The sequence below is a fragment of the Hydrococcus rivularis NIES-593 genome (genome assembly GCF_001904635.1).
GTDB lineage: Bacteria > Cyanobacteriota > Cyanobacteriia > Cyanobacteriales > Microcystaceae > Hydrococcus > Hydrococcus rivularis.
Window position 1 is genome coordinate 1 of sequence record NZ_MRCB01000040.1, and the last position, 25595, is coordinate 25595.

Genomic DNA, 25595 nt, shown 5'->3' on the forward strand with positions numbered 1-25595 from the left:
GAGTCTAGTTAATTAATATAAAAAAGCGTCTCCTGGAGGAGGCGCTTTTTTGTTGGTTATAGTTTTTAAGTAAAAACCGTACTCGATAGCGAGTGGAATACCAAAGAATACGTTTGTCTATTTCCCAATACAAAAACGGCTAAAAATACGATCTAAAACCGATTCTGTTACTTCCTCGCCTGTAATTTCTCCCAAGGCTTGAATAGCAGTTCTAAGATCGATTGTCCAGAAATCGAGAGGAAGTCGAGCGTTAATTGTTTCTTGTACTTGTTCTAGAGCAACTTTGGCGCGGGTTAGGGCAGCAGCTTGCCTTTGGTTAATCGCTAAGTCTAAATTAGCTGCTGTTAAATTTTCGGCTCGAACTATCTCTAAAATAGCCTTTTCTAAACTCTCAATTCCCTCATTTTTAGCAGCCGCAGTCTTGACAAAATGCTTAATTTGTGATGGATATTTTATCGATTCAGCAGTAGCGAGATCGATTTTATTAATGACAAGAATTAGCGGGCGGTTTTTGACTTGTTGATAAATTTCCTCGTCTTGGTCAGTCCAACCTACTTGGGCATCGATAGTCAGTAAAATTAAATCGGCAACTTGGGCAGCATGGCGCGATCGCTCTACGCCAATTTTCTCAACGGTATCCTCTGTTTCTCGGATTCCCGCCGTATCTAACACCTGGACGGGAATGCCACCGACGACTAATTGAGATTCTACTACATCGCGAGTCGTTCCGGGAAGGTCGGTCACGATCGCGCGATCGCTGCGACTCCAAGCATTCAACAAACTTGATTTTCCCACGTTAGGACGACCGACGATGGCAACTTTTAATCCAGTACGAAGTAATTCGCCTCTATCTGCGGTGGCGAGAATATCTTTAACTTGGCGCAATACTACTTCTAGGCTAGCGCGAACCTCGTTTTCATCCAAAGGTGGTAAATCTTCTTCAAAATCGATTCTCGCCTCAACTTCGGCAAGAATATCCAAACAAGTTGCCCGCAACTGGCGAATGGGATAGGCGAGTTTTCCTTGTAATCCTGCTAGGGCTATCTGGGAAGCTTGAGGAGACTGCGCCCCAACTAATTCTGCTACGCTTTCTGCTTGAGTGAGATCGATGCGTCCGTTGAGAAATGCCCGCAGGGTAAATTCACCCGGTTGCGCCAATCGTGCTCCTAATTCTAGGCACAATTGTAAGACTTGTTGGACGGGGATAATACCGCCGTGGCAGTGAAATTCTACAATATCTTCGCAGGTATAGGAACGAGGCGCTAACATAATCAGCAATAAAGCTTCATCTATCAGTTGTTTGGTTTTGGGATGGCGAATGTAACCGTAGAGGATGCGATGGCTTTCCCACGGTTGCTTTCCTGGGGCATCAAAGAGAGTATGGGCAATTTCTATGGCTTTTGCGCCAGATAAGCGCACGATGCCGATACTGCCCTGTTGGGGAACGATAGCAGTTGCGATCGCGGCGATGGTATCTCCTCGAACTAACATAGATTTATCTTATGGGCTTCTATTGTAAAAATAACAAAATCAGCCTTTGAGCTTATTTGCGATCGCCTAATTACATTAAAAGTAACTGCTAAAAATTAAGGAGTCAGAAAATTTGTTTCTGGCTCCTTATCACTTATGTTATAAATGCTTTTCTGAGAATTTTCTTCTAGCAAACAACCCTGTCGATTAAGAAACACCTAGTTCTAAAGCCATCAAAAGAACTACTCCTATACTCGTCAGTGCCAAAACTAATAACCAGCCAATCGAGTTAGCTAAATGAGAGTTCTGTGAAAGTTTCATGGCGAATCCTTACAAATTTTCAAAACCAAGGGGTTAATTTCTAATCATCATAGGCAAACAACCGCAACAAAAATCAGAAAAGATATCTTTCTTAATTTTTCTTGAATTATTTTCATTAATTTTTATGTATCCTCGCGAAAATATGGCTAGTGTAAAATTTACATGCAGTTATCAGAGATAACTCGTATTTTCTTAAAATTTTTAATTATAAATTTTCAATGTCGCGCAAAAAAGAGACAATTACACTATCTATTCCACCAGGAACCAAAGAGAAACTAGAAGCGATCGCCCGTCGTTTTAATATCTTCTGGGGGAAAAGTCCGAGTCCATCCGGCTTAATCGCTGCGATCGCGCAGCAAGAATTAGAAGTTGGCGAACCGTTTGTCCTTACTCAATTGCAATTGCAAGCTTTAGTTAAAGCGATTAAAGCACTGATAAATTCTGGAGAAATCAAAGATGCCCAGCTTTTGACCGAACTCTTGTTCGAGCGAGGCACCTTAGAACCATTTTTACGTCAATCCCTCTTAAGACAGATTAGTCAGCCAACGGAAATTTGGCGCAAAATTCTCGAAGAACAAATTCAAAAACAACAGCCTTTTCTGTTGTTATATCTGAATTCACAAGGATTGGAAGAAACTTTTACCGTTCGCTGGGCAGATCTGAAATTTTTTGAAAAAGAGTTTTATTTACTTGCGTGGTGCGAAGAGACATCCGGGAGCGAGGAAGTTCTTGCCCTAGTTCACAACCGCTGCTTTCGTCTCGATCGCATTGTTAACATTTTACCTATAAATAAAATTTGGCGTAAAAATTTAGACTTTATTTTAGTACAATTACATTTTTTAGGAGAATTAGCCAAAAAGTATCAAAAACGGGTAGAAGATGTAGAAATTTGGGCTTCTTACGATATTTGTAAAGTCACTCGAAAGGTTTTCAATACGTTTTGGCTAATGCAAGAAGTTTTAGCCGATGGAGAAAATTGTGTAGTTGTTTCGCCAGACAGCGTGCGCGATCGCCTGAAGATGAGAGTACAAATGATGGCACAACAATACAATCTCGCTATTTATAAAGAATAAAATTGTCGCCGACGAGCAAACCTAAGCTTCCGACGATAGAAAGATAGAGGAGGATAGTTATTTGATGTCAGCGCCTTGAGATCCGAATAAAGAAGTGTAAAATTAGATGTCTGGCGATCGCGATCTTGACAGATTATCTCTAAAGACATGTTTCGCTACAATAAGGATGAATAGAGATTCAGATTTTTTTTATGCGAGATCGCGCCATCGCTTGGCTAGCCGAGAATGTATCGGCTCATCGACTGCAACATATTCTAGGCGTAGAGCAAATGTGTATCGAACTTGCTCGCTGCCATCGAGTCGATCCCCTAAAAGCAGCGCAGGCCGGATTGCTGCACGATCTCGCTAAATTTTTCAAGCCAACTCGCTTGCTTGAGATAGCAAAACGAAACGGTCTGGAAATCGATCCCATTTGCCAAGCCAACCCCCATTTATTGCACGCCGATGCAAGCGCGATCGTAGCGCGGGATGAATTTGGGATAAACGATCGAGAAATCTTAGATGCTATCTGCAATCATACTCTTGGTCGTCCTCAGATGAGTCCGCTTAGTTGTATCGTTTTCGTAGCCGACGCTCTCGAACCCAATCGCGGCAAAACTCCCGAACTCGAAGCCATGCGTCAAGTTAGCTGGCAGAATCTTTATAAAAGCGTGCAGCAAACCTGTGACTATTCCTTAAAATGTTTAGTTGATAGCAATAAAACCATTCACCCGCGAGTAATTTTGACGCGCAATTGGGCATTACAAATTGTTAAAAAACAAATGGAGAAAGCAACATGTAACAGTTGAGTAAAGCTTAAAGCTTGCATCCCGAATGCAATTCCCAAACATTGATTGGTTTCAAACAAAAAATCAAAATAGTTTTCGCAGAATGTAATGACAAATCGCGATTTTCAAAAATCCCCACACACAAATCTATCGACAGTAGCAATTACCAGCCAGACATCAGACGATTCATCCCACCGTTTAGCCGAGACGATCGTTCAAGCAGCTGACGATCGCAAAGCGTCTGATATTGTCGTTCTAAAAGTGACCGATATATCTTATTTAACAGATTACTTTGTCATTGCGACCGGCTTTTCGAGAACTCAGGTAAGAGCGATCTCCGATTCGATTGAAGAGAAAGTCGCTAGAGAGTGTCACAAAAATCCTTTGCGGGTAGAGGGGAAAGGAGAAGGTTCTTGGATTCTTCACGATTATGGCGATGTAATCGTTCATATTTTTATGCCTCAAGAACGAGAATTTTATAACCTAGAAGCGTTTTGGGGTCACGCAGAACGGATTAACATCCCTTCCTTATATAACTCATCACAAGAGTAGTAGCCATGAAGGACTCTTCCGTTCAATCGTGTCCCGTTCCTGACGAACAACAACCCCTTAAAGAATACGAACAATTAAAAGATTCTTGGTTCTTTCGCTGGGCAACTCTCGAAAGCCTTCCTTATTGGAGAAAATTTGCTTGGGTATGGCTTTGGGGCTGGATTGTCGTTGGACCGATTGCAGCGGCTAGTTTCCCGCCTCAAAAACATCCATTCTTATTTACCTTATCTGGTGCGTTAGGGACTAGCTTGCTAGTGGCATTAGTGTTGTTGAGGCTCTACTTGGGTTGGTATTATATCCGCGATCGCCTCAAATCCGAGAAGGTATTTTATGAAGAGTCGGGATGGTATGATGGCCAAATTTGGCAAAAGCCACCAGAAGCGATCGCGCGCGATCGGTTAATCGTTTCTTATCAAATCGAGCCGATTATGCAACGCCTGCGACGAACGGCTTTAATTTTGGGAATCTTAGTCGGGAGTGGCTGCCTAATCTGGCTGTCCCTATAAAAATCGAGCCAATCCTTTCATCCAAAATCCTTTCATCCAAAATCGAATGACCAGAGGAAAACGAACCCAAGCACCGAGACTCGAAGTTCATTTACTCAGAGAAGGAATCGTAGAATCTACCCATCAAGTTGAGGCGACCGTCTGCGACGATAAAGGACGGATTTTGCTAGTTGCAGGAAGCGCCGAAACGACAGCTTTTATTCGTTCTGCCCTCAAACCGTTTCAGGCATTAGCCGTCACCAGCACGGGAACTTTAGAACGCTACGATCTCACCGACAAAGATTTAGCCATTATTTGCAGTTCTCATCGCGGTACTATCGAACAGGCACGACAAGTTTTTAACGTCCTCTGGCGTGCTGATATCGACCCCAGTTTCCTTCAATGTCCTACTCCAGAAGGCGCTCAAAGTCCTCTACAGCATAATTGTTCCGGAAAACATGCCGGAATGCTAGCCGTTTGCCAGCAGCGCCATTGGCCCCTCGATACCTATTTGCGGCGTTCTAATCCGGTACAGCAGCTAATTTTAGGAAAAATAGCCGAATTATTGGGAATGCCGGGAGAAGAGTTGATTAGCGCTCGTGATGACTGTGGCGCTCCGACTTACTCGATGCAGATAGGGCAAATGGCGCATTTATACGCTCTACTTGCTTCTGGTAATAGTGTGGACTTAGAACGCATCGTTCGAGCGATGACTTATTATCCGCAAATGGTCGCTGGCGATGGGGCATTCGATACCGAATTAATGCGATTGAGCGAAGGGCATTTGGTCAGCAAATCTGGTGCAGAAGGCATTCAATGCGTCGGTCGCATTGGCGAGGGAATGGGCTTAGCAATCAAAGTTATCGATGGTTCTAAGCGAGCTAAATATGCTATTGCCCTTCATCTGCTCAGGCAAATGGGCTGGATTAGTACGACGGTCGCTGAAACTTTGTCCGAACGATTTATGATTTTGAGTCGTTACAAGCGTTTAGAAGCGATTGGCGAATTATCAATGCCTTGAAATTTTTCGACGATTAGTTGTTAGTAGCTTATTTTCCTGTTATACTAGGAAAGGCGACGCGGGATAGAGCAGTCTGGTAGCTCGTCGGGCTCATAACCCGAAGGTCGGTGGTTCAAATCCGCCTCCCGCCACTAACGAGCTCTGTCAGAAGAAATTCTGACAGGGCTCGTTCTTTTGGCTTTTGCGAGTTAAGGGTGTGATAATATTTCTTTTCGTATTCATATCTAGAACTCTGAGTTGGTTTAAGAATGCTGTTCTTGCTTTAACCTAAAGAGAAGGTAAGATCGTTTATTGCAGTTCCTAATCCCTGACATTCCATGACTACCTCTCCAGACTCTACACCGACACCCCCGGAAGTAGGCTCTACTCAATCTCCCCATACCGATTATCGCAAGCTGGATCGGGAAAAGCTGTCTCCGATGCACCAGCACTACGTCGAAGTCAAGGAACAGTATCCCAATGCGCTATTGCTGTATCGAGTAGGAGACTTTTTTGAGTGCTTCTTTCAAGATGCAGTTATTATTTCTAGGGAATTGGAATTGGTTCAGACCAGTAAGTATGGCGGTCAAGAAATAGGACGGGTAGCAATGACAGGAGTCCCTCACCATGCCCTAGATCGCTACGCTAGATTGTTGGTAGAAAAAGGCTATGCTGTCGCTATCTGCGATCAAGTAGAAGATTCGGCAGAAGCTGCGGCACAAAAACGAATGGTCGAGAGACAGGTGACGAAATTACTCACCCCCGGCACGTTAACCGATGATGGAATGCTGCATGCGCGTCGCAACAATTTTCTAGCAGCAGTCGTAATCGCAGGAGAACATTGGGGATTGGCATATGCCGATATTTCCACAGGAGAGTTTTTTACGACGCAATCGAGCAGTTTAACGGCTCTTAGCTCAGAACTACTGCGACTACAACCTTCAGAAATCCTCGTTCCCACCAATGCCCCCGATCTCAAAACTATCCTCCGTCCTGGAGAAAAATCAGACTGTTTAGCAGATTGTTTGCCAGAGTGCTTTTGTTATTCGTTGCGATCGCAAACTCCTTTTACCTTAGCAGAAGCCAAATCGAGACTGATAGAAACCTTCCGAATACGTTCTCTCGAAGGATTGGGATGCGAACACCTCCCCTTGGCAATCCGGGCGGCTGGCGGATTACTAGAATATATCGAAGATACTCAAAAAGCTAACCAAGTCCCCCTGCAACCGTTGCGCACCTACAGCATCGCCGATTATCTCATTCTCGATTATCAAACCCGTCGCAATTTAGAGATTACCCAAACGGTAAGAGATAATAGCTTTCACGGTTCCCTATTATGGGCGTTAGACCGCACTTGCACGGCAATGGGAGGCAGAGCATTGCGCCGTTGGTTATTGCAACCTTTATTGGATCCTAAAGGCATTCGGGCAAGACAAGATACTATTCAAGAATTAGTAGAAAATACCTCCCTTCGTCAAGATTTGCGACAGTTATTGCGCAATATTTATGACCTAGAAAGAATTACGGGTCGCGTTGGTTCGGGAACTGCCAATGCAAGAGATTTACTAGCTTTAGCCGATTCTTTAGTTAGATTAAATGATTTGGCAGAACTGACGAGCTATGGTACTTCCCCTTATTTAAAAGCCTTACAGCGCGTGCCTCCTGAATTGGAACGATTAGGACAAAAAGTCATCGCTCATTTAGTTGAATCTCCCCCCTTGCATTTAAAAGAAGGAGGCGTGATTCGCGATGGAGTTAATCCTCAATTAGACGAAATGCGTCGCCTCGCTAAAGAGGATTATGAATGGATAACTAATTTGGAAGCAACAGAAAAACAAAGAACTGGAATTCCTAATTTAAAGGTTGGATATAATAAAGCATTTGGTTATTACATAAGTCTGCCTCGCTCTAAAGCAGAAAAAGCCCCTGATGATTATATTCGCAAACAGACTTTAACCAATGAAGAGCGGTATATTACACCCGAATTAAAAGAAAGAGAAACTAGAATATTAACGGCAAAAGACGATTTAAATAAATTAGAATATGAAATTTTTGCCGATTTGCGATCGCAAGTTGCCCAAAAAACACAAGAAATTCGCAGTATTGCTAAAGCAGTAGCGGCAATTGATGTTTTGGCAGGATTGGCAGAAGTAGCAGTTTATCAGGGGTACTGTCGCCCAGAAATTGAGCAAGGAAGACGAATTGAAATTCTCGATGGCAGACACCCAGTCGTCGAACAATCCCTTCCCGTAGGGTTATTTGTACCGAATTCAACCCAGATGGGCAGGGGAGATAAGATAAAAAATGGAGAAGATTCCGCTTTATCTCATCCCGATTTAATTATTCTTACCGGACCAAATGCTAGCGGAAAAAGCTGTTATTTAAGGCAGGTGGGATTGATTCAATTAATGGCACAGATGGGCAGTTTTGTGCCAGCCAAATCGGCAAAATTGGGAATCTGCGATCGCATCTTTACCCGCGTCGGCGCAGTAGACGATCTCGCTACCGGACAATCTACTTTTATGGTAGAGATGAATGAAACAGCAAATATCCTCAATCATGCAACTCCTAAATCTCTAGTTCTTTTAGATGAAATCGGTCGCGGTACGGCAACATTTGATGGACTATCTATTGCTTGGGCAGTGGCAGAATATCTGGCTACAGAAATTCAAGCAAAAACAATTTTTGCTACTCACTACCACGAACTCAACGAATTAGCATCACTTATATCTAACGTGGCAAATTATCAAGTCACTGTCAAAGAAATGCCCAATGAAATTATTTTCTTACACCAAGTTCGTCCGGGTGGCGCAGACAAATCTTACGGAATAGAAGCAGGACGCTTGGCAGGGTTACCCGCCTCGGTGATCGATCGCGCCAAACAAGTGATGCGACAAATCGAAAAACACAGTAAAATTGCACTGGGATTGCGCCAAGGCATTCAGAAATTTGAGCCGATTAGAACGCAAAAAAGTAACGGAAAAATGACAGAACAATTAGATATTTTTGGAGATTGATTCGTAACTGTATTGAGGTATGACTAAGGTTGGCTTAGCAGCCCGTATCGCGGCAGTGACGGAGTAAATAGAGAGTGCGAGCATATTGCTCGCGAGCAGAATGTAGGCGCTAATGAAAAGCGTACGCTACGATGAGTGTACTACCTATTATGACTAATTAAATGGATTTGATATTAGATAAATAGCTTTTTTCAAGAAGCCTATTAGTTATCTTTCTTAGGAAAGATGAAAAAGTTTAGAGGTTAATATAAATTTTTAATCAATCATTTTATTTTATTTAGAAAACGCGATCGATTAGATTAAACAGACCAACTTATATTGTTAAAACTTACATGTTTCGTTCTCGTCATTGGCGACTGTTATCCAAATTGATAGGTGCTGCTCTCGTCCTAATCTTAGTTTTGGGGTTATGGCTAGTTCCCGCGATCGCGCAAACACCTGCCAAAGCACCAGTGGTTCTAGATGGACAGCAACTATTTCAGGTCGGTAGTTCGGGTCGGTATAGCGCTCAAGAACGCGCAAACTCGATTAATTCACAGTTAAAAAATGCCGTTAATACTTCCCAACCCATTCAAGTCGAAATCGAACAGCGCAACCAGTTACCCACGATTTTATTGAACGATCGCCATCTACTGACAGTCACAGAACGAGATACGGTTCCGGGAAGTACGCCTCAAGAACAGGCAGGCGTTTGGGTGGAGGAAATTCAGAATGCATTAGAGAAAGCACGAGCGGAAAGAACAACAACATACTTCTGGCGAACTGCTCTTTTATCAGTGGGAATCGTACTGGTAGCTGCCGTCTTGAATTGGCTGCTGGGATGGATTAAGCACTATTCTTTTCGAGCAGCATCGCAGCGGTTAACGCCTAGTGCTGAATCTGACTTCGGATCGCTCAAAGCCTTGGAATTTTTATTCAAACTGGTATTAACGCTCGCTCGCCTTGGAATGTGGGTAGGAGCTGCCCTTTACATCACTAACCTGTTTCCCTTCACTCGACAGTGGAGTTACAAAATTGCCAATGTTCTCGTTACCAGCTTTACGTCGCCCATCCTAACGCTAAGCGACAGTGCTTACTCGGTCATCGACTTAATCATTTTAGCTGGCTTACTGTTTGGCTTAGTCATCTGTGCCGGAATTGTCGCCAACCTCTTTCGCTCTCGCGTCCTGGAGTATGCCGGCATCAATCGCGGCGCAACCGAAGCGATCGCCATTCTTGCTAAATATGGTCTGATCTTTATTGGCACGCTGGTACTGCTGCAAATATGGGGACTCGACATTAGCTCCTTGGCGATCGTAGCAAGTGCCTTGGGTGTTGGAATTGGTTTTGGGTTGCAAGATATTGCCAAGAATTTTGGCAGCGGTTTGGTACTGGTGTTTGAGCGTCCGATTCAGGTGGGAGATTTTGTAGAAGTTGGCAACTATAAAGGCACCGTAGAGCGGATTGGGGCGAGGAGTACCGAGATTCGCACTCTCGATCGCGTTTCAATTATCGTGCCTAACTCCCGCTTTCTAGAAAACGAAGTCATCAACTGGAGTCACCGCAACCCTATCTCTCGCCTTCATCTTCCTGTTGGCGTTGCTTATGGTTCCGATCCAAAAGAAGTAGAAGCGTCTCTGTTGGAGGCAGCCCGCAGCCATCCCAATGTATTAAAGTCTCCCCCTCCCCTAGTGTTGTTCAAAAGCCTTGGCGATAGTGCGCTGAATTTTGAACTATTGGTGTGGACTGCGCAACCGGATCGGCAATTTCTCCTCACCAGCGACCTGTACTACAGCATCTACGACGTACTTGGGCAACGACGAATTGAGATTCCCTTCCCTCAGAGGGATCTGCATTTGCGTTCTGGCACGCTAGAACTTTCGCCACAAATGGAGTCAGCTTTAACCCAGATGCTCGAACGATTGTCCCTTAACGGACAGTTCTCGGATTCAACGGCTTCAGATACAAATAAGGCTTGATAGGGAGGCGATCGTTACAGCAAATTTTTCATAGAGTTTTTTGTTTAAATTTTCCGTTCTCTACGCACAGCATGGTTGGGCGGATACTAATCGCGCGATCGTCTACACAATCACGAAAATTGTCAAATTCATCCCATCGCTGCCGCATCCAGTTTTTGAGCACAAACCACCAATACTCAATCTTGTTCAAATCCGGCGAATAGAAGGGCAGATACCAGATTTCACAGCCGGCGGCGTCCGCAATTTCATCAATGTATTGCAAGCGATGAAAACTGGCATTGTCTATCACGATCGCCGTGCCTGGTTGCAACTGAGGCACAGTTTGGTCATTTCTCCTTGGGTCTTCCCGCCATGCACTCGAACAAACTCTCGAAAGCGTTGCCAGTCTCTGATTTTGTGTCTATTACCCTGTTGATAGTGGGGAATTGCTTGACAATCTCCAGTTTCTTCTTTTCGCTTCAACCACAGCTCAAGCGTGTTGCGACTGATGTTGAACATTCGACTCACTTGACTTTTTCGTTCACCCCTTCGACTGCTGCAATCGCTTTTTGTCGAAGGTCATAGCTATAAGAGGATGACATAGGCAATTCTTCCAGAAGTTCTTGCTCAAATTATATGTCCTATCACCAATTCGTAGCGCTATATTAGTAGTTTTTTATCAATAGTTCCTGACCTTCAGCTGCAAATTCTTGCTTATAGTTATTCATCCCATATTGAAGAGTCCATTCTGCAATCTTGGCAAAACTAAACAATTCTCTAATTTCAGGAGAATCATCGTAAGTAATTAACCATCTGTGCTGACATTTACGCATGTTCGTAGCAAATCGTTGATGATCGAATGAAGTATGTAACGCCCCTTTTATACCATAAAGTTTTGACTTTTTAGCACTAAAATAAGGAGGGTCGAGAAAGATAAAGACCCCATCCCCATCCTGAAACAATAGCTTCTCATAATCGCTAGCAGTAATATGGGTGGATAACAAACATGAAGACAGTTTACGCAATCTATCAATTGATGAATCGGTAAATCTTCTTTCAAAAGCTTGCTGAGAATAGCCACCCGAATCGACAGTACCTGAGAAGGTAATACGATTTAAAACGAAGAATCTTACCGCGCGATCGAAGTTGCTAAGTTTTAAGTCTTCGCGAGTGTAGTAGTTGAATAACTCTCTGCCATCTGTATACTTGTGCTTGATTTTAGTTACTGCATCTACAAGAGATTCAAGTTCATCTCTAGCATATGTCCAAAAACAACACAAATCATAATTTAGATCGTTAATCCAGTACAGTTTTATCCGAGCGCCAAACAGTTGTTTTATGGCAAGAAAAACTGAACCACCACCTACAAAAGGTTCTCTATATTCAGTAATATTTAGTGGGATATGTGGAATGATTTTGTTAATAGCTCTCGATTTACCACCTGGATAGCGAAGTGGACTTTTAATTGAAGACATAAGAATTAATTATTGGCTCTAATTTCAATTTCAATGTTGTTGTTTCGCTGTGTTTCTAGCAGCAACTTTTTGACTATACTCTGTTCTTTGTTGCTGAGTACAGTCGAGTTTTTTTCAAGAAAACTTTCTATTGCTTTCAGAGAACACGGTAAAACAATACGATCTCGAATATTCTTTCCAGTGAGCTTTAACCTTGTGGCAAATAGAACTTGTAGCCCGTTTAGTTGTAGAGAATCTATATTTGAATAAAGAATTAACTTGAAAAGTCCATCCTGAATATCGCTCAACTCTAGTAATGTACTCTTTGTAGAATTTTTAGATTCCTGAATTACATAACGTTCTTCTCTATGTAATATTTCATCTGGAGTTAAGTAGTAAGTTCCTCCCAAATAGTTTTCGATCGCAAAAGTTGCTTTCATACCATCAACGAGATATTCAAGCTCATGCGATGTTATTGCCTCTCGTCTACTAGCACCCTGCGATCCCCTCAAGGAAAGATTCTTAAATTCCTCAAAATCTCCGATTACTGCCTGTAAATATTTTTCCATCCCAGCTTGAGAATGGATTTGCGCTCCTGTTCGATTTGATATGATTTTATATGCATCAAGCACCTGCCTGAAAATCCTGACAAAGCGTTCCTCAAATAAGTTTTTATTCCAATGTAAAGCACTTTGCTTATAGTCCAATATTTCTTGAATCTGAGACTTCACAAATTCATTATTAAATTTTTGATTTGTGAGCTTGTTTTTATTAGCCTGTCCTTTCTTCTGACTTCTCTCCGCATCTTCGTAGTACCCAAGAACGATATAAATATTTAGCAAATTCATCCATGAAATCGTGGAGTACTGAAGTTTATCCAAGTCTCCATCTTTTCCCTCGTCTTTAATTACGGGTATTATCGTTAATATCTTTGACGCATTGTATATATTGTAAATTCTTGCAAACGGATAACTCCTTGTTCGTTTAGGTAAAACCCATTTCGAGTAAGCTATTTCCGCTTCGTCTGCTTGTGTAATTCCATACACACTCGATCTATTAACATCAAATCTTTCTAAATCCACCTTTTCTAGTTTTGCTGTTAGGCAAGCTCTGTACTTAACTCCTGATATAAATCCTGCAAAGTGTAAAATTTCGGTCATATTTTGGAGGTTTACTAGAGTTACAAGTATGTATCGCTTGATTTTACCAAACATTGTCTGTTGGCATCCAAAATCATGGTACATCTGTCACTACATTAAAGCGAACGATATAGAAACGATCGGCGGTGATGTGAAGGTCGTTAGCTTTCCCGTTTTCTCTATAAAAAGCTTATAAGAGATAAGATCGATAAAACTTCTCTGCTAGAAGTTTATGTCTATTTGAGTAGTGACCTAATGACTGCTTCGGATTCTTCTTGGCGCGATCGCTATTTAGACCTAATCGAACAAATCGTTACTAATACCCTGCAAGGCAAAGTCCGCTCCAAAAACCAAGTCTATCGAACGCTGACAGAAAATATCAGTCCCGGTACGGGAGAAATTTTTGAACGCTGTCTGGATGAGCGAATGAGTCAAGTTCGGGAGGGACTAGACAAGCAAACCGACGAAATGAAGCAAGCCAAGGCCACTCGCCAATTGAGAGCCTTGCAGACGATACAGGATGCGTGGCAACAGTGGCAGAAGGAAAAGCAACAAACACAATCACTCTCAAAAGCTACGACACAAATTCTCTCGGCACCAGTAGAGGAACGCTTTCTTGCCCTATTACAAATCCTCGATATCAATCAAACTCAGCCATTGACACAAACACAGATCCAGCAACTGGCTAAATCTCTCAAGCAAACAGCTGAGTCAAACCCAGATTCAGAAATTGCCTCCGATTTGCTGCAAATCGCCGATGGACTCACTCGTGGCTTGCAGTCCATATCGGCGCTTGAAGGTCATTTGGTAAGCTGGATGTACGAGCAAGGTGGCAGCGCTTTAGGATTTGAAGGCATTCCCGGACAGCGAGGTCCTTGGAGCGTTTGGGCTGGACGGATTAATAGTCTTTTTCCCCAGCAGCTATTCCAGCTTCAAGCGCTTAACCAACCTGCAACCAAACTAGCACAAGCTTTTCAGAATGCCGAGTTGAGTGTTTGGATCGAACTAGCAGTCATTCTGCGATGGTTGCAACAAGGGTTGGTGTCATGGTTTGACCAACAGCCTTACAGCGCTAAGTGGGGGAGATTGCTATCTAGTTCGACTTTGATGACCTTTGCCGTAATTTGGTGGGAGCTATCTAATGGCTTGAGTCCGGGATCGCAATTATCGCGAGCCTGTTTTCAAATTGTCTTACAAATTCTGAGAAATTTTGCGGGAAGGGCAGATTTCCCCCTATATGGCGGGATTGTCGCCTCCTTTTCGGGGGAGGGATTGCGAAACACTCTCAAATATCTAGACGAACCCTTAAGAGAGATTGAAAGAACTCAAGAGAAAGGACGCATCCTCACCTTACTCGCTTATTCTCAACGAACTTTGGGACAATACGAACAGGCGAAAGCATTTCACCAGGAAGCCTTAGAAATTGCCCGAAGTGCGGGCGACTCCCGCTGCGAAATTGCCAATCTCAATCATCTAGCCCGTACCAGCATTGCTCAAAAAGATTATCAAGCGGCAATTAATTACAGTCAACGCGCTTTAATTATTGCCCGTCAGACGGGAGACAGGTTAGGAGAAGCGAATGCCCTAGCCAATTTGGGCTACAGCGAAGTGCTAGCCGATCGCCAACGGGAACAAATGCTTCCAGAAGTCTATGAAGCTAGTATAGAATACCTAAAACAAAGTTTGAGTTTGTCAGATCGATTGGGCGATGCGATCGATCGCGAGGTCGTTCGCTCCCAAACTCAAGCCCTTGCCTACAATAGTCTCGGTATTGCTTACACGCTTATAGAACAACCCGCAATAGCGGTTGAATACCTAGAAAAAGGAGTTGAAGCAGCGCAAAGGGTTGGCGACCTCTACTTGATGGGACTCAATTTTACCTATTTAGCAGAAGCTTACTATCGACTCAATCTCCTAGATCGAGCAATCTACAATGGCTGTCTGGGAATGTCTTTCTTAGAGCGAATTTCGGCTCAGGAATGGCGGCAGGCAGCCGGATTGATGACAATTTTACAAGGTCGAATAGGAAATGAAACTTTCCAAACATTATTGCAGCAGCATCGCTCCAAAATTGTACCCGCGATCGGCGTTGATGGCTTCGATTACTTACCGCAATTGTTAGAGCAATATCGGCGATCGTAGTTATATAACTATCTGTAGCAGGTATTTAGGAAATTGTTATTAGATCTAGAATAAATCAATCAAAAAAATGACTGACATTAATAGCCAGTCAAATGATTGCGATCGAAGAACTTTCAACGCACCTGAGAATAAGCAGCTTCGGCAATTCCTGGCAGTTCTGCATAAAAACCTCTTGCAGATTGCACCATTCCATAGATGCTAGCCCCTACAGTTCCTAAAAAGACTGTATTTAAAAGAGTTAGTATTAATAAACTATTTGGCGAAAAACCTTGTTCGAGAATGGCAAAGATTAAATTTCCGATAAACAAAAGAATGTTTAAAAGAATTACTTGCATGGCATTAAAACGAATGAAGTGACTGACTCGCTCATTTCTAACGACAGCAAAGAGCAAAACAAAGAAAATAATTATTCCCATTAAGGGAAAACCATAATAAAGAGAAATTAAGGGAGACAGGGGAACGTAAAGCGTACTCAAAATGGGAAAGTCTTTGAGTAACGGAATACCGAAAGGTAAACCATAAATCAAAGGTAGTATATAAATAAGAGCCGCGAGAACGCGATCTTTGGCTTCTGTAACTCCAGGTGCAGCCATTGTTTTTTCTCCTAAGGTTTTTAACTAAAAAATATCACTCTTACTATGATGACATCAGAAAGAGAAAGCTGCGATCGCATTGGCTTGGTTTGCGCCTTGGGAAACGCTGTGCAGATCGCCTCTCATTGGAAAATCTAAACTATCCTACAAAGCTTAACAGTTAGTTTCTAAACCCAGGCGGATTCGAGATAATGGAAAAGGGTTTAGACTGCAAAAAACGCGAAAGCGCGATCGCACTCAATTGACCATCCTAGCCAATTCCCTAATAAGTAGGTAGACAAAATTAATTACACATTTTTCCCCTTTTCCCTTTTTCCAAGTATGCTAAGATGTCGCACTCTTCGCATTAGCCGCCGGGGAATTAATTCCCCGTCTTATATAAGTCCATTGAAATGGACTAAAACACTTGTCTAGTCGTCTTTAGACGACTAGGCAAATGAAGCAGCAATTGAAATCGCCGACTGTTCTGTTATTGGGGCGCGATCTATGAAAACAACTATTATCGAGACGATAACCTATCCCATTGTCGAAACCTTTCACTCGGTTCAAGGAGAAGGCGCTTGGACTGGTGTCAGTGCTTTTTTTATTCGACTGGGAGGGTGCGATGTTTACTGTCCTTGGTGCGATCAGAAAGAATCGTGGAACGCCAAGCGCTATCCCCAGCGATCGCTCGTAGAATTAGCAACAGAGGCGAAAGCAGCCAATCCCGCTATTGTCATTATTACCGGAGGCGAGCCGCTAATGCACGACCTCAATCCTTTAACCCGACAACTGCGAAAGTTAGGATTGCGGGTTCATTTAGAAACCTCTGGCGCACATCCCTTTAGCGGTCAATTCGATTGGGTAACATTTTCTCCCAAACAATACAAACCGCCCCACAACAGCATCTACGATCGCGTTAGCGAACTTAAAGTTGTAGTAGCCAATCCCAAAGATTTACAATGGGCAGAGCAGCAAGCAACGCGAATTCCGCCAGAAGCACTCAAATATCTGCAACCAGAATGGAATACGCCTCAAAGCCAGCAGATAATATACGATTACGTCTTGCAACACCCCGAATGGCGAATTAGTCTACAGATGCATAAATTTTTAGGGGTGAGATAATCGTAGGAACGAGGCATGCCTAATCCGTCCGGCGATCGATTGAGGAGGAAAGTTTAACAGTCGTGTCGAAAGCAGTAGTTTTATTATCTGGGGGATTAGATTCGGCAACAACGGCGGCTATTGCCATCGCTGACGGATACGAAGTTATTGCCTTATCTTTTCGTTACGGTCAGCGTCACGAACGAGAACTGGCAGCAGCGACAAAAATTGCTAAAACATTGGGCATTAAAGAACACTACACCGTCGATGTCAATTTATCGCAGTGGGGAGGTTCTGCCCTGACTGACGAGTCGATCGACGTGCCTAAAGATGGAGTCAAACCCGACATAATTCCCGCTACCTACGTGCCCGGTAGAAATACCGTTTTTATTGCGATCGCGCTGTCTTTAGCTGAGGCAAAAGGGGCTGAGGCAATTTATTTGGGCATTAATGCGGTAGACTATTCTGGTTATCCCGACTGCCGTCCAGAATACCTCGAAGCTTACCAGCAACTCGCCAACCTCTCTTCCAAAATTGGCGTAGAAGGAAAAGCGCCTCGCTTAGTTGCTCCCTTGGTGAAAGACTCGAAAGTCGAGATCGTTCGTCGCGCCTTGCGTTTGGGGGTTCCGATTCAGGATACCTGGTCTTGCTATCAAGGAGGCGAAGACCCCTGTGGGGTATGCGATTCCTGTCGCATTCGCGATCGCGCCCTTATCGAAGCTAATGTTGCCGAACTGGCGACCCCCACCGGACGAGAACTCTACTACGCGGAAGAGATGAAGGGATGATGGATAACTGGAGACGAGGAGTGTGGGGAGAGGAGGGAGACAAGGGGGACAAGCAGACAAGGGAGAAAAGGAAGAATGGGGAGATGGGAAGATGGGGAGACAATTAACGACTAACCACTAACAAATGACAAATGACCAATGACCAACCCAAAATCCGCCGTTCTCCTTGAAGCGGTTCGAGGAGCGTGCAGCGGCTTCGCCAAAATCCAAAATCTAAAATCTAAAATTAAATGACCAATGACAAAATAATTACCATTACCGTTCCCGCAACGACTGCCAATCTAGGTCCTGGTTTTGACTGTATGGGGGCAGCATTAACCCTCTATAACCAATTTCACTTTACCCTCTTGCCAAAGACAGAAACGGATACAGTAGAAATTACAGTCAAGGGAACGGAAGCCCACAAGGTAAGTTTAGACAAAAACAATCTCTTGTACCAATCTTTTATCAAACTGTATCAGCACTTGGGAAAAACGCCCCCAAGGGTTGCCATTGAGATTCAGTTGGGCATTCCCCTCGCGCGAGGGTTGGGGAGTTCGGCGACGGCAATCGTCGGCGGATTGGTGGGGGCAAATCAGCTTGCCGGAACTCCCCTAGATGTCTCAGAAATAATGGAACTCGCCATTACTTTAGAAGGACATCCCGATAATGTCGTTCCCGCCCTGCTGGGCAATTGTCAGCTATCTGTAGGCGAAGCTGGCAATTGGCAAATCTGCGAAATTCCCTGGAATAGCAATGTCGTTCCCGTAGTGGCTATTCCCGATTTTGAACTGTCTACAGAAGAAGCGCGATCGGTTCTTCCTAGCCAAATTAATCGCAGCGATGCGATCTTTAATATAGCTCGCTTGGGATTGCTAGTGAGGGGCTTAGAAACGGGACGGGCAGACTGGCTGCGCATGGCAATGGAAGACAAGCTGCATCAGCCATACCGTCAAGGATTAATTCGCGGTTATGAAACGGTCAAATCGGCAGCTTTGTCTGCTGGCGCTTATGGAATGGTTATCAGTGGCGCGGGTCCTACTCTACTCGCTTTTAGCAATAAAGAGCAAGCGGAGTCAATCGCCTCAGCTATGACGGAGGCTTGGAAGAGTGAAGGGGTCAGCGCAGAAGTCCGCTCTCTTTTTATAGATACTCAGGGGACAAAAGTGACAAGCATTGGCTAAAATTCTCGATACTTGTAGTATAATGTAGTATAAGATGCTAAGCGATTCATGCTAGCGATCGCCCTCCAAAACCCAACCCCGATCATTGAGTAGTAAGAGGAGCTGACTGAGTGAGGAGGTGAGACAATTGTCGTTAAATCTTGGTAATTTGTCTCCCATGGGAGACAAAAATTAGACCGAGCTTGAAATGTTGCGGCAAGAATTATTTACGGACTATCTAGAAATATTCAGCGGCGGAAAAACGAGAAAGGCTGCATCAGCCAGCTAGATCTGGAACTAGAAAGCAAGCCAGTCGATCCCCGTCTTTAGATAGACCAAATCTCTTCCTCAATTGAAGGGAAATCGCATTAGGATATAGGTGTGAGCGATCTGTACTACCCTATACATTCTCTTAAAGAAGGGAACTGGTTCAAGCTCATCTGCGGAGCTAGCTTCCAAGACCTTCCTGCCATTCGCAGTCTCGCCCTAGCATATACTCTGGCAGGTGCTGACTGCATAGATGTTGCTGCCGATCCAGCCGTCATTACTGCCGCCAAAGAAGGAATTGCCGTGGCTAGAGAGCTAGCAGAAGCAGCGAAAGGAAAAGGATTTACTAGGGTTAGTCGGCCTTGGTTGATGGTTAGCTTAAACGATGGGGAAGATCCCCATTTTCGCAAAGCAGAATTTGACTCAACTCAATGTCCTAGCGAGTGCTATCGCCCCTGTGAGACAATCTGTCCCGCAGATGCGATCGCATTTCAAGAAATTGGTTTTTCTGGCGTGTTAGATTCGCGATGTTACGGCTGCGGTCGCTGTCTGCCCGTATGTCCGAGCCAGCTTATCATAACTCGTTCCTATGTTTCAACGCCAAGTGCGATCGCGCCCTTGATTCAAGAGATGGACATCGACGCGATCGAAATTCATACTCAAGTCGGACATGGAGAAGATTTTAAGCGACTTTGGAGCGCGATCGCATCCCGGTGTCATCGATTGAAAGTTATCGCGATTAGCTGTCCCGACCATCCAGTCCTAATCGATTACTTGTACGAACTCTATAAACTAATGTCACCCTTACCCTGTCCCTTAATTTGGCAAACCGACGGTCGTCCTATGAGTGGCGACATTGGCAGAGGAACGACTCGCGCGGCGATCGAGCTTGCCCGAAAAGTCTTGAAGGCCCGTTTGCCGGGATACGTTCAACTCGCTGGCGGAACCAACTCTCATACCGTACCCAAACTGCGATCGATGAGATTACTCAAGCAGAATTCCGAATGCTTCTATATATCTGGCGTTGCCTACGGAAGTTATGCGCGAACTCTGCTTGCGCCGATTTTAGACAAATTAGAATCCGCACAACTAGAAAATTGTCCGCAATTACTTTGGCAAGCAGTCGGGCAAGCCTATTCCCTAGTATCCCAGCTCAAGTCAGCCGCGCTCTCTCTCCAGCCATAATTTTTTTTTGATACCTCATTCTCATTAGCCTTGACTAACGCTAAGTTGTTATGTTAGACCCCAAGACAAACAACTTTTCACAACAAACGAATTCATCAGTAGCCCCCTTGTCATTGATGCCAGAAACATTCCCTTCCCACCGGATGCAAATCACAGACGATTTGAATAAATTGTTAGAAATTCTGCCAGAAAAAATTCGCGCCAAAGTCGAGCAGCATCCAAAACTAGAAAGCTTAGTTGAAGTGGTCATGGATTTGGGAAGGCTTCCAGAGGCTCGCTTTCCAAATGAAGCCGTTTATTTAGGCGATGTCCCCGTATCTAAAGAAGACTTGCAGTATTCGATCGATCGCGTGGGAACTTTTAGCGGCGACAACCGAGCAGGAATCGAACGCACGCTCCACCGGATCAGTGCCATTCGCAATCGAACGGGGGAAATTGTTGGTTTAACCTGCCGCGTCGGTCGAGCGATTCTCGGCACGATCGAGGCGATCCGCGATTTGGTAGAAACAGGCAAATCGATTCTGCTGTTAGGTCGTCCCGGAGTCGGAAAAACCACTGCCCTGCGGGAAATTGCCAGAGTTTTAGCCGATGAGTTTCATAAACGGGTCGTGATTATCGACACCTCCAACGAAATTGCTGGCGATGGCGATATTCCTCACCCAGCGATCGGTCGCGCCAGAAGAATGCAGGTTGCCCGTCCAGAACTTCAACATCAAGTAATGATCGAGGCGGTGGAAAACCACATGCCAGAAGTCATCGTCATCGACGAAATTGGTACCGAACTCGAAGCAATGGCGGCGCGAACCATTGCCGAACGCGGCGTACAACTGGTAGGAACGGCACACGGCAATCGAATTGAAAATTTGATTAAAAATCCAACGCTATCCGATTTGGTAGGCGGGATACAGGCGGTTACACTGGGCGACGAAGAAGCCAGACGGCGAGGTTCTCAAAAGACCGTGTTGGAGCGCAAAGCGCCCCCAACTTTTGAGATTGCGATAGAAATGCTAGAGCGGCAGCGTTGGGTGGTTCACGAGGATGTTGCCAACACCGTTGATGACTTGTTGCGCGGACGCGAACCCACTCTGCAAGTGCGAACTATCGATGAGAATGGAAAGGTAACGATTACTGAGGAACATCCGCAACTGCAAACCGTAGGAGGGTTAGTTAGTAGTGCTCCGACCGTTGTAGCTCCGCCTCGTCCGAGCGGTTGGCGAGCATCGGGACGGATGACTCCCGTTTCTCCTTTGGAAGGGGAACGATACAGTGCTAAGACAGACTTTGAGCAGATGCTCGATCGCTCTTGGTATCAGCCAGAAAAGTCCTCAGAAAAAATTCGCACTCCCGGTCCGAATGGAGAAGACTGGCCCGTATACGTCTATCCCTACGGTGTCGGTCGCTCTCAAATCGAACAAGTTGTCGAGATTCTCAATCTTCCCATCGTCATCACAAAAGATATGGACAATGCCGATGTGGTATTGGCACTGCGATCGCATGTAAAAAACCATTCCAAACTACGACAAATTGCCAGAGCGCGTCAAATTCCCATCCACGGAATTAAATCAAATACCATTCCTCAAATTACTCGCGCTTTGCGGCGGATTTTGGGAATGGACGATCCCAATATTCCGGAAACGACCGATCTGCACTTGTTTGCCAGCAATGGCAGCGACGACGAAATCGAGGCGCTCGAAGAAGCGAGGCTGGCAGTCGAACAAATCGTGATCCCCACTGGGCAACCCGTAGAGTTACTGCCGCGATCGCCGAGAATTCGTAAAATGCAACACGAACTCGTCGAACACTATCGCCTTCACTCCGACAGTTTTGGAGAAGAACCCAACCGCAGGCTACGGATTTATCCGGCATAAACACAGGTAGGGGCGTTTCGCCAACTGCCCCTATTTGGGATGCGGACGAAGAGACTCGAACTCTTACGTCAGAGACACTAGAACCTAAATCTAGCGCGTCTACCAATTCCGCCACGTCCGCTTGCGTCCAAAAAATCATTATAACAGATAGAAACGCAAATGTAAGATGCGATCGCTCCATCTCAGATCTGGCACTCACGCTTCACTCGAGCGAGGGAATGAATTCCTAAGCTCGAGAGCAAAAGTCCTTGCCTATAAAACTAAATGATTACTAGATAAGGCTTTCAGTCTATTTTAATAGACTTATGCTGTTAGCCAAAAAATTGATTTCTTGGCTAGATTGGTTATGGCGCAAGATATAAGTTCAGTAAAGATCGAATACGATCGATACAAACAGTCGAACGATACTAGACCCATGAAAGCAATTGTAATGAGAGCACCTGGCAAACCCGATGTCTTATCACTTCAGGAGGTGCCAGAACCTAAAATCGAAAAACCCACCGAAATTTTAGTTAAACTCAAAGCTGCAGGCATCAATCCCATCGATACCAAACTGCGCCAGCGAGGAACTTTTTACCCAGACCAAATGCCAGCGATTTTAGGATGCGACGGCGCTGGTATTGTCGAGGCAGTAGGATCTGAGGTTCGGGAATTCAAACCAGGCGATGAAGTATATTACTGCGCTGGAGGACTCGGTAAGTCAGGAACGGGGAATTATGCTCAATTCGCTGTCGTCGATGAAAGCTTAGTTGCTCGCAAACCGCGATCGCTTTCCTTTGCAGAAGCTGCAGCCGCTCCCTTGGTTCTGATTACGGCTTGGGAATCGCTCTACGATCGAGCTAGACTGGAAGCCGGACAAAAAGTTTTGATTCATGCAGGTGCGGGAGGAGTCGGTCACGTTGCCATCGGGCTAGCCAAGCTAAAAGGCGCTCAAGTCTGTACGACAGTTGGTTCTCCAGACAAAGAGAGATTAGTTCGTCACTTTGGTGCCGATGAGCCAATTCTTTACAAACAGACGGATTTCGTGCAAGCCGTTTTAAACTGGACGAATGGAGAAGGAGTCGATATCGCCTTCGATACCGTCGGCGGAAAAACGTTTTTTGATAGCTGTTCGGCAGTACGGGTGTATGGAGATTTGGTCACGATTCTCGAACCGGATCCAGCTTTAGGAAATTTGAAAGTCGCCCGCAATCGTAACTTGCGCATTAGCCTAGAATTAATGCTAACGCCAGCTTTAATGGGGCTGGAGAGTGCCCAAAAACACCAAACAGAGATTCTCAAGCAGTGTGCCGCCTGGATTGACGAGGGCAAATTGAAAATCCATCTCAGTCAAACTTTTCCCCTAGAAGAGGCGGCAGAGGCTCATCGCTTGCTAGAAACGGGATCGATGACGGGCAAGCTTGCCTTGGTAATCGATCGCTCCAAACGATTAACAATTATTTAAATATTTAAAGATACAGCCGGAAGATACTTGGCTTCTTTTGTGGTTGATGTTGTACTTAAACCAAGATCGGATCCTGAAAACTCAGTAAGGATCGACTTGGGATTGGCTCATTTTGCTATTGTTAGCAATGGCGATCGGATTAAAAATCCTCGCCATCATAACAAGTTATTAAAGCGAATAGAAAGCTTTCTAAATGCCAACTCGGTTCTAAAAGAAGGGAAGTCGCTCAACTCAAACTAGCCAAGCTACATGCAAAAGTTAAAGATTCTAGAAACGGTTGTCTTCATAAGACTTACATCCTATCAATAGCATCAAAAGCGATAAAATAAAGCAATTCTAGCTAATTATTTCACAATAAGATTCCTGACTAAACTAATGATGTCCTATCTCGCTGCTGCGCTCCAAATGACTAGCACGCCTGACTTAGAAAAAAATCTAGTTCAGGCTGAAGAATTAATAGAATTGGCAGTCCGTCAGGGGGCAGAATTAATCGGGTTGCCGGAAAATTTTGCTTTTTTGGGTAGAGAAGAAGAGAAGCTCGCTCAAGCTGAAACGATTGCCCTCAAAGCTGAAAAATTTCTGAAAACGATGGCGCAACGGTTTCAAGTCACAATTTTAGGCGGGGGATTTCCCGTGCCTGTCGAGAACAATCCTAATAAAGCCTATAATACTGCCTTGCTAGTCGATCCGAGCGGAATAGAAGTCTCTCGCTATGAGAAAGTTCACCTGTTTGACGTGAATGTCCCCGACGGAAACACTTATCGAGAATCTAGTACCGTTATGGCGGGTAATGCCTTACCGCCCATCTATTCCTCTGATAAGCTAGGCAAAATAGGGCTTTCTATCTGCTACGACGTTCGCTTCCCAGAACTTTATCGCCATCTCTCGCTCAAAGGGGCCGAGATTCTCTTTATTCCCGCCGCTTTTACCGCCTTTACAGGAAAAGATCACTGGAAAGCGCTTCTGCAAGCGAGGGCGATCGAAAATACCTGCTACGTCATCGCACCCGCACAAACGGGAAATCACTACGAAAGGCGCTATTCTCACGGTCATGCCACGATCGTCGATCCTTGGGGAGTTATTTTAGCAGATGCTGGAGAGAAACCCGGCATAGCGATCGCAGAAATTAGTCCCATTCGCCTCGAACAAGTCCGCCGACAAATGCCATCGCTGCAACACCGCGTATTTGCTTAAGCAAACATTTTCGAGTGCCGATTACTTTTGATTTTGGGGTTGGGGTTGTTGACTTTCCTGAGCAACTTGCTCTTTAAGCTGTTTCAGCACGCTTTTAATAATTTCTTGCTGTTCGGGATATAATTTCGCCAATTTCTCTAATGGTGCGATCGCTCCTTTTGGATCGTTCATCCGAATCCGTGCCTTTGCCAATCCTTCTAAACCAATTGGGTTATTAGGATCTAACTTTACCAATTTCTCTAGTGGCGCGATCGCTCCTTTGGGATCGTTCATCTGAAGTCGCGTTTCTGCTAATCCTTGAAGCGCTATTTGGTTATCGGGTTCGCGTTTGAGGACGGCTTCGTATCCCTGTGCTTGCTCTTGTAATTGTTTTTGAAGTGACTGTGCATCTATAGTCGCTACATTGTTTGACGGTTGGGAAGAATCGCTAAACAAACCAGCAATGGGAAATATCATCGTTGCCAGAAAAGCACTACTCGCTACGATTATCAGTATTCGCTGTATGGGTTTTTTGTCCGAGTTTTCAGGCATAGCAATTCAGTTATTCGATTTTAGATTTTGGATGAAAGGATTGGTCATTGGTCATTGGTTAGTGGTTAGTGGTTAGTGGTTAGTGGTTAGTGGTTAGTGGTTAGTCGTTAATTGTCTCCCCCTCTCCCCACACTTCCCAGTCT

The 25595-nt window shown here is 44.6% G+C and carries 20 protein-coding genes, 2 tRNA genes and 1 pseudogene; 16 read left to right on the forward strand and 7 right to left on the reverse strand.

Annotated features, from left to right (window positions below; genetic code table 11):
- Positions 1 to 117: 117 nt before the first annotated feature.
- Positions 118 to 1491 (reverse strand): tRNA uridine-5-carboxymethylaminomethyl(34) synthesis GTPase MnmE, encoded by a 1374-nt coding sequence (mnmE, locus tag NIES593_RS20905; RefSeq protein ID WP_073601427.1) that lies wholly within the window; start codon positions 1489 to 1491, stop codon positions 118 to 120.
- A gap of 518 nt (positions 1492 to 2009) precedes the next feature.
- Here mnmE and NIES593_RS20910 point away from each other — a divergent pair.
- The 8 genes from NIES593_RS20910 (at position 2010) to NIES593_RS20945 (ending at position 10643) form a co-directional block, all read left to right on the forward strand.
- On the forward strand, positions 2010 to 2864 hold the full coding sequence (locus NIES593_RS20910) for a helix-turn-helix transcriptional regulator (RefSeq protein WP_073601428.1): 855 nt from the start codon (positions 2010 to 2012) through the stop codon (positions 2862 to 2864).
- Positions 2865 to 3055: 191 nt separating this feature from the next.
- The gene (gene yqeK, locus NIES593_RS20915; RefSeq protein WP_073601429.1) at positions 3056 to 3652 is read left to right on the forward strand and encodes a bis(5'-nucleosyl)-tetraphosphatase (symmetrical) YqeK; all 597 of its coding nucleotides are present in this window, start codon (positions 3056 to 3058) and stop codon (positions 3650 to 3652) included.
- Between the two features lie 87 nt (positions 3653 to 3739).
- Positions 3740 to 4183: a ribosome silencing factor gene (gene rsfS / locus NIES593_RS20920; RefSeq protein WP_073601430.1), complete on the forward strand. Its 444-nt coding sequence runs from the start codon at positions 3740 to 3742 to the stop codon at positions 4181 to 4183.
- 5 nt (positions 4184 to 4188) lie between these two features.
- A complete protein-coding gene (locus tag NIES593_RS20925) occupies positions 4189 to 4689 on the forward strand; it encodes a CGLD27 family protein (protein ID WP_073601431.1) in 501 nt (166 codons plus the stop codon).
- 46 nt (positions 4690 to 4735) lie between these two features.
- Positions 4736 to 5689, forward strand: coding sequence for an asparaginase (locus NIES593_RS20930; protein ID WP_073601432.1), 954 nt, complete (start codon positions 4736 to 4738; stop codon positions 5687 to 5689).
- Positions 5690 to 5746: 57 nt separating this feature from the next.
- Positions 5747 to 5820, forward strand: a tRNA-Met gene (locus tag NIES593_RS20935).
- Positions 5821 to 6006: 186 nt separating this feature from the next.
- The gene (mutS, locus tag NIES593_RS20940; RefSeq protein WP_073601433.1) at positions 6007 to 8685 is read left to right on the forward strand and encodes a DNA mismatch repair protein MutS; all 2679 of its coding nucleotides are present in this window, start codon (positions 6007 to 6009) and stop codon (positions 8683 to 8685) included.
- Between the two features lie 332 nt (positions 8686 to 9017).
- Entirely contained in the window at positions 9018 to 10643 is a 1626-nt protein-coding gene (locus NIES593_RS20945) for a mechanosensitive ion channel family protein (RefSeq protein ID WP_073601434.1), read from the forward strand.
- A gap of 28 nt (positions 10644 to 10671) precedes the next feature.
- Here NIES593_RS20945 and NIES593_RS23340 read toward each other — a convergent pair.
- The 3 genes and pseudogenes from NIES593_RS23340 to NIES593_RS20960 all read right to left on the reverse strand — a co-directional run bounded on the left by NIES593_RS23340 (position 10672) and on the right by NIES593_RS20960 (position 13236).
- Positions 10672 to 11224 (reverse strand): annotated as a pseudogene (locus NIES593_RS23340) (transposase).
- A 63-nt stretch (positions 11225 to 11287) separates the two neighbouring features.
- A complete protein-coding gene (locus NIES593_RS20955; protein WP_073601435.1) occupies positions 11288 to 12097 on the reverse strand; it encodes a DNA adenine methylase in 810 nt (269 codons plus the stop codon).
- Between the two features lie 5 nt (positions 12098 to 12102).
- Positions 12103 to 13236: a hypothetical protein gene (locus NIES593_RS20960; protein WP_073601453.1), complete on the reverse strand. Its 1134-nt coding sequence runs from the start codon at positions 13234 to 13236 to the stop codon at positions 12103 to 12105.
- Between the two features lie 234 nt (positions 13237 to 13470).
- On the opposite strand from NIES593_RS20960, the gene NIES593_RS20965 reads away from it, so the two are divergent.
- Positions 13471 to 15357 carry a tetratricopeptide repeat protein gene (locus tag NIES593_RS20965; protein ID WP_073601436.1) on the forward strand — a complete coding sequence of 629 codons (1887 nt, stop codon included), beginning with the start codon at positions 13471 to 13473 and terminating at the stop codon, positions 15355 to 15357.
- 113 nt (positions 15358 to 15470) lie between these two features.
- On the opposite strand, the gene NIES593_RS20970 is transcribed toward NIES593_RS20965, so the two are convergent.
- Positions 15471 to 15950 (reverse strand): Tic20 family protein, encoded by a 480-nt coding sequence (locus NIES593_RS20970; RefSeq protein WP_073601437.1) that lies wholly within the window; start codon positions 15948 to 15950, stop codon positions 15471 to 15473.
- A 486-nt stretch (positions 15951 to 16436) separates the two neighbouring features.
- Between NIES593_RS20970 and NIES593_RS20975 the strand changes: the two genes are divergently transcribed.
- The 5 genes from NIES593_RS20975 (at position 16437) to NIES593_RS20995 (ending at position 22283) form a co-directional block, all read left to right on the forward strand.
- Positions 16437 to 17054 (forward strand): 7-carboxy-7-deazaguanine synthase QueE, encoded by a 618-nt coding sequence (locus NIES593_RS20975; RefSeq protein WP_073601438.1) that lies wholly within the window; start codon positions 16437 to 16439, stop codon positions 17052 to 17054.
- Positions 17055 to 17116: 62 nt separating this feature from the next.
- Positions 17117 to 17821, forward strand: a complete 705-nt coding sequence (queC, locus tag NIES593_RS20980; protein WP_073601439.1) for a 7-cyano-7-deazaguanine synthase QueC — start codon at positions 17117 to 17119, stop codon at positions 17819 to 17821.
- 230 nt (positions 17822 to 18051) lie between these two features.
- Positions 18052 to 18984 (forward strand): homoserine kinase, encoded by a 933-nt coding sequence (gene thrB / locus NIES593_RS20985; protein WP_073601440.1) that lies wholly within the window; start codon positions 18052 to 18054, stop codon positions 18982 to 18984.
- Positions 18985 to 19344: 360 nt separating this feature from the next.
- Entirely contained in the window at positions 19345 to 20415 is a 1071-nt protein-coding gene (gene ldpA, locus NIES593_RS20990; protein WP_073601441.1) for a circadian clock protein LdpA, read from the forward strand.
- Positions 20416 to 20465: 50 nt separating this feature from the next.
- Entirely contained in the window at positions 20466 to 22283 is a 1818-nt protein-coding gene (locus NIES593_RS20995; protein ID WP_073601442.1) for a R3H domain-containing nucleic acid-binding protein, read from the forward strand.
- A gap of 40 nt (positions 22284 to 22323) precedes the next feature.
- Here NIES593_RS20995 and NIES593_RS21000 read toward each other — a convergent pair.
- Positions 22324 to 22404, reverse strand: a tRNA-Leu gene (locus NIES593_RS21000).
- A 294-nt stretch (positions 22405 to 22698) separates the two neighbouring features.
- On the opposite strand from NIES593_RS21000, the gene NIES593_RS21005 reads away from it, so the two are divergent.
- Together NIES593_RS21005 and NIES593_RS21010 are read left to right on the forward strand one after the other, a co-directional pair.
- Positions 22699 to 23727: a zinc-dependent alcohol dehydrogenase family protein gene (locus NIES593_RS21005; RefSeq protein ID WP_073601454.1), complete on the forward strand. Its 1029-nt coding sequence runs from the start codon at positions 22699 to 22701 to the stop codon at positions 23725 to 23727.
- Positions 23728 to 24102: 375 nt separating this feature from the next.
- A complete protein-coding gene (locus NIES593_RS21010) occupies positions 24103 to 24921 on the forward strand; it encodes a carbon-nitrogen hydrolase family protein (RefSeq protein ID WP_073601443.1) in 819 nt (272 codons plus the stop codon).
- 21 nt (positions 24922 to 24942) lie between these two features.
- Here NIES593_RS21010 and NIES593_RS21015 read toward each other — a convergent pair whose 3' ends face one another.
- Positions 24943 to 25452: a tetratricopeptide repeat protein gene (locus NIES593_RS21015; RefSeq protein ID WP_073601444.1), complete on the reverse strand. Its 510-nt coding sequence runs from the start codon at positions 25450 to 25452 to the stop codon at positions 24943 to 24945.
- Between the last annotated feature and the right edge of the window lie 143 nt (positions 25453 to 25595).

Excerpts from the sequence above, each read along its gene's own strand:
- mnmE (WP_073601427.1), bottom strand. The coding sequence starts at position 1,491 with ATGTTAGTTCGAGGAGATACCATCGCCGCGATCGCAACTGCTATCGTT.
- NIES593_RS20910 (WP_073601428.1), top strand. The coding sequence starts at position 2,010 with ATGTCGCGCAAAAAAGAGACAATTACACTATCTATTCCACCAGGAACC.
- yqeK (WP_073601429.1), top strand. The coding sequence starts at position 3,056 with ATGCGAGATCGCGCCATCGCTTGGCTAGCCGAGAATGTATCGGCTCAT.
- rsfS (WP_073601430.1), top strand. The coding sequence starts at position 3,740 with ATGACAAATCGCGATTTTCAAAAATCCCCACACACAAATCTATCGACA.
- NIES593_RS20925 (WP_073601431.1), top strand. The coding sequence starts at position 4,189 with ATGAAGGACTCTTCCGTTCAATCGTGTCCCGTTCCTGACGAACAACAA.
- NIES593_RS20930 (WP_073601432.1), top strand. The coding sequence starts at position 4,736 with ATGACCAGAGGAAAACGAACCCAAGCACCGAGACTCGAAGTTCATTTA.
- mutS (WP_073601433.1), top strand. The coding sequence starts at position 6,007 with ATGACTACCTCTCCAGACTCTACACCGACACCCCCGGAAGTAGGCTCT.
- NIES593_RS20945 (WP_073601434.1), top strand. The coding sequence starts at position 9,018 with ATGTTTCGTTCTCGTCATTGGCGACTGTTATCCAAATTGATAGGTGCT.
- NIES593_RS20955 (WP_073601435.1), bottom strand. The coding sequence starts at position 12,097 with ATGTCTTCAATTAAAAGTCCACTTCGCTATCCAGGTGGTAAATCGAGA.
- NIES593_RS20960 (WP_073601453.1), bottom strand. The coding sequence starts at position 13,236 with ATGACCGAAATTTTACACTTTGCAGGATTTATATCAGGAGTTAAGTAC.
- NIES593_RS20965 (WP_073601436.1), top strand. The coding sequence starts at position 13,471 with ATGACTGCTTCGGATTCTTCTTGGCGCGATCGCTATTTAGACCTAATC.
- NIES593_RS20970 (WP_073601437.1), bottom strand. The coding sequence starts at position 15,950 with ATGGCTGCACCTGGAGTTACAGAAGCCAAAGATCGCGTTCTCGCGGCT.
- NIES593_RS20975 (WP_073601438.1), top strand. The coding sequence starts at position 16,437 with ATGAAAACAACTATTATCGAGACGATAACCTATCCCATTGTCGAAACC.
- thrB (WP_073601440.1), top strand. The coding sequence starts at position 18,052 with ATGACCAATGACAAAATAATTACCATTACCGTTCCCGCAACGACTGCC.
- NIES593_RS20995 (WP_073601442.1), top strand. The coding sequence starts at position 20,466 with ATGTTAGACCCCAAGACAAACAACTTTTCACAACAAACGAATTCATCA.
- NIES593_RS21005 (WP_073601454.1), top strand. The coding sequence starts at position 22,699 with ATGAAAGCAATTGTAATGAGAGCACCTGGCAAACCCGATGTCTTATCA.
- NIES593_RS21010 (WP_073601443.1), top strand. The coding sequence starts at position 24,103 with ATGATGTCCTATCTCGCTGCTGCGCTCCAAATGACTAGCACGCCTGAC.
- NIES593_RS21015 (WP_073601444.1), bottom strand. The coding sequence starts at position 25,452 with ATGCCTGAAAACTCGGACAAAAAACCCATACAGCGAATACTGATAATC.